Consider the following 6,675-nt stretch of genomic DNA (forward strand, 5'->3'; position numbering starts at 1 on the left):
GAGTTCCTGCACGGCCATCGCGCCGTCGGGGTAACTCTTGGTCACCCTATCCAACACAATCTCGGCCATCGAGTTATCCCTTCACAGCGCCGGAGGTCAACCCAGCGACTATCCGTCGTTGGAAGACTAGAACAAAAACGATAATCGGGACCGTGATCACCATTGCGCCGGCCGCGATCGATCCGGTTGGCTCCTCGAATTGCGAACTGCCGGTGAAGTTGGCGATTGCCACCGGCGCAGTGATCGCAGCCTTGGTGGCGGTCAACGACAAAGCGAGCAGCAGATCGTTCCAGGCGAAGATGAACACCAGAATCGCGGCGGTCACGATTCCCGGTGCTGCCAGCGGGGCGATTACCTTCCGGAATGCCTGTCCGGCTGTGGCGCCATCGATTTTGGCCGCTTTCTCCAGGTCCCACGGGATCTCCCGGAAGAACGCCGACAGCGTGTAGATCGCCAGCGGTAATGCGAACGCGATGTAGGGAACGATCAGCCCGGGCCAGGTATCGAACAGCCCGATCCGCCGCTCGATATCGAACAGCGGGGTGACCAGGGAGATCGCCGGGAACATCGAAATCAGCAGCACGGCACCGATCAACAACCGCTTGCCGGGAAAGGCCAACCGCGCCACCGCATATGCCGCCATCGCTCCGACCACCACCGCGATAATCGTGGTGAGCACGCCGATTCCGACGGAGTTGATCAGGGCCAAGCTGAAGAAATCGCCCCGGAAGATTCCCAGGTAGTTGTCGAAGGTCACCGACGACGGAATCAGCTTGCCGTCCTTGACCGTTGACGTTGGCTTGAGCGACAGGCTGAGAATCCACAACACCGGGAACAGCGCATACAGCAGCACCAGGGTGTCGATGACCAGCCAGGCCGTCGCCCGTCGGAAACCCACCCGCCCGGTCACGGCTCAGCGCCCATCGCCGTCGACGCCCGGCGCCGATGCGCCGAACACCTTGATGAACATGAACGCGATAACGGTGACGCATCCGAAGATCAGCACCGAAATCGCCGACCCGAGACCTACATTGAAGCCTTTGAAGAGGTTGTCGTAACCAAGGATCGACACCGAGTCAGTGTTGCCGGCGCCACCGGTGAGCACGTAGATGCTGTCGAAAATCCGGAACGCATCCAGCGTGCGGAACAGCAGAGCTACCAGGATCGCCGGCTTGATCAGTGGCAAGGTGATCTTCATCAGCCGGCGCCATGCGCCGGCGCCGTCGACCTGCGCCGCCTTTAGCAAGTCGTTGGGCACCAGCGCCAAACCGGCCAGAAGCAGCAATGCCATAAACGGCGTCGTCTTCCAAACCTCGGCGAGGACCACGATGCCCAGCGACGGAATCTGGTGAGTCAGCGGTGCGCTCGCTTGCGGTAGCAGGTTGGCCAGATAGCCAGTGCCCGGGGTCCAGGCGTAGTACCAGCTATAGGACGCGACCACCGTGACGATGCCGTAAGGGATGAGCACCACGGTGCGGACCAGGCCCTTGCCGATCAGCGTGCGGTGCATCACCAACGCCAGCGCCAGGCCCAGCACGAATTCGATCGACACCGAGACAACCGAGATCGCCAGCGTCACCGCAAGTGCCGTCCACCAATACCGGTCAGTCAAGACCGTTTGGTAGTTGCCGAGCCCGATGAACTTGGTGTCGTTCGGAGCGGTCAAGTTATTGCGCTGCAGGCTCAGCCAAATCGCGTACCCGATCGGATATGCGGTGACGGCCAGCATGAGCGTCGCCGCAGGCGCGACCAGGACGTACGCCAGTCGCCGCTCCGATCTCCGGTTCACGGTGTGCGTGGCGCTAGAAGTCACGGCAGCAGGCCCCGGCCGTCGATGGCCTTTTGCACCTGCACAGTGAGGTTGTCGGCCGTCTTCTCCGGGTCAATCTCGTTGATCGGACTCAGCGTGGCTGACATCCGAGTGGACACCGCCTGGTAGACCGGCGTCGCGATCCGCGCAGCGGCGTTGGTGAGTTGTTGACGAATGATGTTGTACATCGGGTACTTCGCCTGAAATTGCGGGTCGGAGTACAGCGAGGTCCGCGCCGCGGGCAGGCCGCCTTGGAGCGCGATGTACTTTTCGTTTTGCACGTCGCGCAAGCATCGGATCGCTTGGTAGGCCTCGGCTTTATGACGCGTCGTCTTGGCTACCGCCAGGTTCAGCCCGCCGATCGTCACCTTGGCCGGCTGGCCCGGCTGCACACCGGGATAGGGGGCGAAACCGAACACCTTTTTGCTGGCGTCGTAGGCCGCGCGGAACTGCTGGTCGGTCGGCACGAATGCGCCCACGTTGTTGATGCTGCCGGCCAGGTCGGGACGGCGGTTGAGCGGCAGAAACGCCACGCCGCCTTTCACCGCGTTCTCCAGCACGGACGCCAGCGCGTATGGCCAGTTGACCTCCAACGCGGACTTACCCTGCTCGAACGCCAACCGGGAAGTGCCCGCGTCGCTCCGGGTGATCGATGGGTCGGCACCGAGCGCGGTGGCCACCGACTTGAGGATCCGCAGAGCACTGACGGTGGCAGTACGGTGTGCAGGCGTATCGGTCAGCGTGACCTTGTGGCTGTCGTCGGACAGCACCTGGCCACCCGCACTTTCCAGCAGCGTGTTGAACCACACCACCAAACCCTCACCCTGGCTGGCCTGTACGCCGATCCAGCTGGGTTTGCCTGCGGCGTGCAACCGGGTTGCCTGGTCTACCATCGCGTTCCAGGTTGTGGGCGGCTCGTCCATCAAATCAGGCCGGTACCAAAGCAATTCGGTATTAGTGGTGATGGGCGCGGCATAGCGCCTGTGCTTCCAGGTGGCCGTGGCAAGCGGCCCCGGCAGGGTGTCGGTGGTGGCGTCGGCCTCGGCGCGGCCGGCCGGGTCATCCGACAACGGCAACGCCCAGCCCGCTTCAGCGAACTCCGCCGTCCAGATCACGTCCAGCGCCATTACGTCCACAGAGCGATCGTTAGCGCTCAGCCGGCGGGCCAGTTGCAGGCGCTGATCGTCAGAGGAGCGGGGCAAGCTGAACTGCTGGATGGTGAACCGTCCGCCGAACTGCTCGGTGCAACGCTTGGCTACCGCAGCGAACGTCGCGGCGCCGCTGGCCGGGGTGTAGAAGCTGATCACCCGCCCGTTGTCGCGGGAGCCGCATGCCGATACCACCGCCGCGGTGGATAGTGTCGCCAGCGCGACCGCGCTCAGCCGGACTGCGCGCCCGCGGCGACTCGCCACCACTGAGTCCTTTCTTCGGGTCGCTGTCTTCCGGTCGTCGATTGTCTCGCGCCAGACCGTAGAGGCAGGCGCGCGATGTGCAACACGTCGGGTAACGGCCGCCCAGCCGTCGAGTCAGATTGCCAAGCGGGCCAGTAGGTCGCGGGCCCGCTCCGCGTTTTGCGGGTCGCAGAGCACGTCGTAGCGGCCGGCGACCAACTGCAGCGTCGAACTGAAATCCCGAGTACCACGCGCCATCGCATATGGGACCGCGGATGTGATCAAGCCGAAGAACACCCCGGCGATCAGGCCGGTCATCAACGCCGCCCACGGGTTAGGACTGAAGAACCCCAGCACCAAGCCGATAAAAAGACCCAGCCAGGCGCCGGTGAGCACACCGCCGCCGAGCACTTTCGGCCAGGTCAGCCGCCCGGTGACCCGTTCGACCTGCATCAGGTCGACACCGACGATCGTCACCTGTTGCACGGGGAACTGCTGCTCGGACAGGTAGTCGACGGCACGCTGCGCTTCGGCGTAGGTCGGGTAAGAGCCGACCGGCCAGCCTTTTGGCGGCGTCGGTAATCCGGGGGCGCGCCGGCTCGCGGTCGGGGTGCCAGGTGTGGCACCGGGAACCTGTCCGGGCTGGAAGGGACTGGTCATGGTCTCATTGTCCTCTGCCGAGCCCTTTGAGCATCGGCTCGGTGCGGCCCGGCGCCCCGGCGGGTCGACCACCAGCACAAACGGAGCCTCTGGGCGCGCGGCCGCTGCTCGGTCCGGGCCGTTCACGCTGCGGTCACGCTAGGTTGAACAACATGACAGTTCAGGGCGGCAACTTCGGCGAGGACGCCCACGACGACGCAAAGCAGCCTCCGCAGGGCCCGCACGCACGCCCGTTCGGGCAGGACTTCATCCCGCCCGCATACGCGGAACGACCGCCCGCCCAGCCCGAGCCGAACGCTCCGCACTATCCGCCGCAGTCGGGGCCGGTTCCGCCATGGGACCCGCCGCCCCCTGGCTATCCGCTGCCAAGCCAGCCGCCGAGCGGTTACGGTCCGCCCAGGTATCCCGACCCCCCGCCTTACGGCGCTCCGTCATACCCCCCGCCACCGCCGCCATTCGGCCCCTCTTATCCACCACCGGGCTATGGCGGTGGCGGATACGGCGGACCACCGCTATATCCCGGCCCTTATGACCCGTATCAATCACGTTCGCAGGAAACCAATGGGCTGGCGATCGGGTCGTTGATCACCTCGATTGCGGGTGTCGTGCTCGGCATTCCGCTGAGCCTGTTCTGCTGGCTAGGAGTCCTGATTCCCATCGTCGGCGCCGCGCTCGGGGCCGTCGCGCTCAATCAGATCAAGCGAACGGGCCAGCAGGGTCGCGGGCTTGCCATCGCTGGGATCGCGGTCGGCGCAACTGCGGCGGTGCTGCTGGTGATCTTCGTCATCGCGGTCATGGCGGCGTTCACCTCCCCGTCGCTGCGGTGACCCTTGGCTAGGGTTTGTCCGGAACGAACGGGCCGGACTGACGCCGCATACCCGCCGCACGGCCCTTAGCGGCGATCACCAAGGCCATCTTGCGGCTGGCTTCGTCGATCATCTCGTCGCCGAGCATCACCGCTCCCCGGGCACCACCCGCGGCGGAGGTGTGCCATTCGTAGGCCTCCAGAATCAACTCCGCGTGGTCGTACTCCTCTTGGCGCGGACTGAAGATCTCGTTGCCGGCGGCAATCTGATCGGGGTGCAATACCCACTTACCGTCATAGCCCAGGGCCGCCGACCGGCCCGCCACCCGCCGAAACGCCGCCACGTCACGAACTTTCAGGTAGGGGCCGTCGACCGCGGCAATGCCGTGCGCACGGGCGGCTACCAGGATGGTCATCAGTGCGTGGTGATAAGCGTCGCCGACGTCGTAGCCCTCGGGCTGTTCGCCGACCACCAGCGTGCGCATATTGAGGCTGGCCATCAAGTCGGCGGGGCCGAGCACCAGAGCCTGCACCCGTGGCTCGGCAGCGATCGCATCGACGTTCATCAGCCCGCGGGCGTCTTCGATCTGCGCGTCGATGCCGATCTCTCCAAGCGGAAGCCCGTGAACCGTCTCCAACTGGCTCAGCAGCAGGTCGAGCGCCTGAATGTGGGAGACATCGGAGACTTTAGGCAGTACAACAACATCGAGCTTGGCGTCGGCCGCGGCGCCGACGGTGGAAACCACCTCGATGATGTCGGCGTGCGTCCACGGTGTGGTCCAGTCGTTGACCCGAACGCCGCGCAACTGCCCGGCCCATCCGGGCTCGACAAGTGCGGCGGCCACCCGGGTGCGGGCCGCGGCCTTCGCATCCGGCGCGACGGCATCCTCCAGGTCCAGGAAGACCTCATCGGCGGGAAGGCTTTTGGCCTTGTCGATCATCTTCTGGCTGCTACCCGGTACCGACAGGCAGGTGCGGCGAGGTCGATAGGCGTTGGTCACCATTCACTCACCCTTCTTGAATACCCTGTGCACCATGGCCTCGATCAACAGGGTGTACGCTGCGCGGCTGGCGCGGTTGATGGTGTTGGGCCCGATGGGCGAGTCCCTGGGTCGAGTGCGCGACGTGGTGGTCAGCATCAGCATTGTCCGCCAGCAACCCCGCGTCCTTGGACTCGTCGTCGAAATGCTCTCGCGCCGAAGAATTTTCGTGCCGATTCTGCGGGTCGCCGCGATCGAACCCAACGCGGTGACGCTCAACACCGACAGCGTGTCGCTGGGCCGGTTCGAGCAACGGCCCGGCGAAGTGCTGGTGCTGGGGCAAATCATGGACACCAAGGTGCGGGTCAATGACCCGGAATTGCCAGAGCTCGCCGACACCGAGGTCGTCGTCACCGACCTGGGTTTGGAGCAGACTCGAACCCGCGACTGGATGGTCACGCGAGTCGCGGTGCGCGTCCCCAGAAGATTTGGCCGGCGCAGCAATGCCCACATCGTGGGCTGGCGAAACGTGCAGGGACTGACCCCCTCGGCGCTGGCGCTGCCCGGCCAGGGCGTGGCGCACCTACTGGAACAGTTCGAAAAGTGGCGGCCGATCGATGTGGCCGAGGCAGTGCGTGAGCTGCCGCCGAAGCGGCGCTTCGAGATCGCCAGCGCACTGGATAACGACCGGCTGGCTGACATTTTGCAAGAGCTGCCTGAGGAGGAACAGGCGGACTTGTTGATGCAGCTGGGCGACGAACGCGCAGCCGACGTGCTCGAGGAGATGGAACCCGATGACACCGCCGACCTCCTCGGCACGATGAATCCGACGCTGGCCGAGCGGCTGCTGCGCCAGATGGATCCGGAGGAGTCCGACCCGGTGCGCCGCCTGCTGAAACACTCACCCGATACTGCGGGCGGTTTGATGACTTCGCGACCGGTGGTACTGACCCCGGATACCTCGGTCGCTGAGGCGCTGGCCCGGGTCCGCGATCCCGACCTGACCGCGGCGTTGTCGTCGCTGGTGTT

General features: G+C 65.1%; 7 protein-coding genes. 2 read left to right on the forward strand and 5 right to left on the reverse strand.

Features of this window, described 5'->3' with window-relative positions; genetic code table 11:
• Positions 1-73 precede the first annotated feature (73 nt).
• The 4 genes from WAN71_RS11320 to WAN71_RS11335 form a co-directional block, all read right to left on the reverse strand.
• On the reverse strand, positions 74-898 hold the full coding sequence (locus WAN71_RS11320) for a carbohydrate ABC transporter permease (RefSeq protein ID WP_422225418.1): 825 nt from the start codon (positions 896-898) through the stop codon (positions 74-76).
• 15 nt (positions 899-913) lie between these two features.
• A complete protein-coding gene (locus WAN71_RS11325; protein WP_422225413.1) occupies positions 914-1,813 on the reverse strand; it encodes a carbohydrate ABC transporter permease in 900 nt (299 codons plus the stop codon).
• Positions 1,810-3,222 (reverse strand): extracellular solute-binding protein, encoded by a 1,413-nt coding sequence (locus WAN71_RS11330; protein ID WP_422225414.1) that lies wholly within the window; start codon positions 3,220-3,222, stop codon positions 1,810-1,812. Before WAN71_RS11330 ends, WAN71_RS11325 begins: the two co-directional genes overlap by 4 nt.
• Before the next feature lie 114 nt (positions 3,223-3,336).
• Entirely contained in the window at positions 3,337-3,861 is a 525-nt protein-coding gene (locus tag WAN71_RS11335; RefSeq protein ID WP_422225415.1) for a general stress protein, read from the reverse strand.
• A gap of 152 nt (positions 3,862-4,013) precedes the next feature.
• Here WAN71_RS11335 and WAN71_RS11340 point away from each other — a divergent pair, with 152 nt between their 5' ends.
• The gene (locus WAN71_RS11340) at positions 4,014-4,688 is read left to right on the forward strand and encodes a DUF4190 domain-containing protein (RefSeq protein ID WP_422225416.1); all 675 of its coding nucleotides are present in this window, start codon (positions 4,014-4,016) and stop codon (positions 4,686-4,688) included.
• Between the two features lie 7 nt (positions 4,689-4,695).
• Here WAN71_RS11340 and WAN71_RS11345 read toward each other — a convergent pair whose 3' ends face one another.
• A complete protein-coding gene (locus WAN71_RS11345; RefSeq protein ID WP_422225419.1) occupies positions 4,696-5,667 on the reverse strand; it encodes an HpcH/HpaI aldolase/citrate lyase family protein in 972 nt (323 codons plus the stop codon).
• Positions 5,668-5,701: 34 nt separating this feature from the next.
• Here WAN71_RS11345 and WAN71_RS11350 point away from each other — a divergent pair.
• A partial coding sequence (locus WAN71_RS11350) for a magnesium transporter MgtE N-terminal domain-containing protein (protein WP_422225417.1) occupies positions 5,702-6,675 on the forward strand: 974 nt, incomplete at its 3' end.

It is taken from the genome of Mycobacterium sp., from assembly GCF_049280035.1.
Lineage (GTDB): Bacteria > Actinomycetota > Actinomycetes > Mycobacteriales > Mycobacteriaceae > Mycobacterium.

Excerpts from the sequence above, each read along its gene's own strand:
- WAN71_RS11335 (WP_422225415.1), bottom strand. The coding sequence starts at position 3,861 with ATGACCAGTCCCTTCCAGCCCGGACAGGTTCCCGGTGCCACACCTGGC.
- WAN71_RS11340 (WP_422225416.1), top strand. The coding sequence starts at position 4,014 with ATGACAGTTCAGGGCGGCAACTTCGGCGAGGACGCCCACGACGACGCA.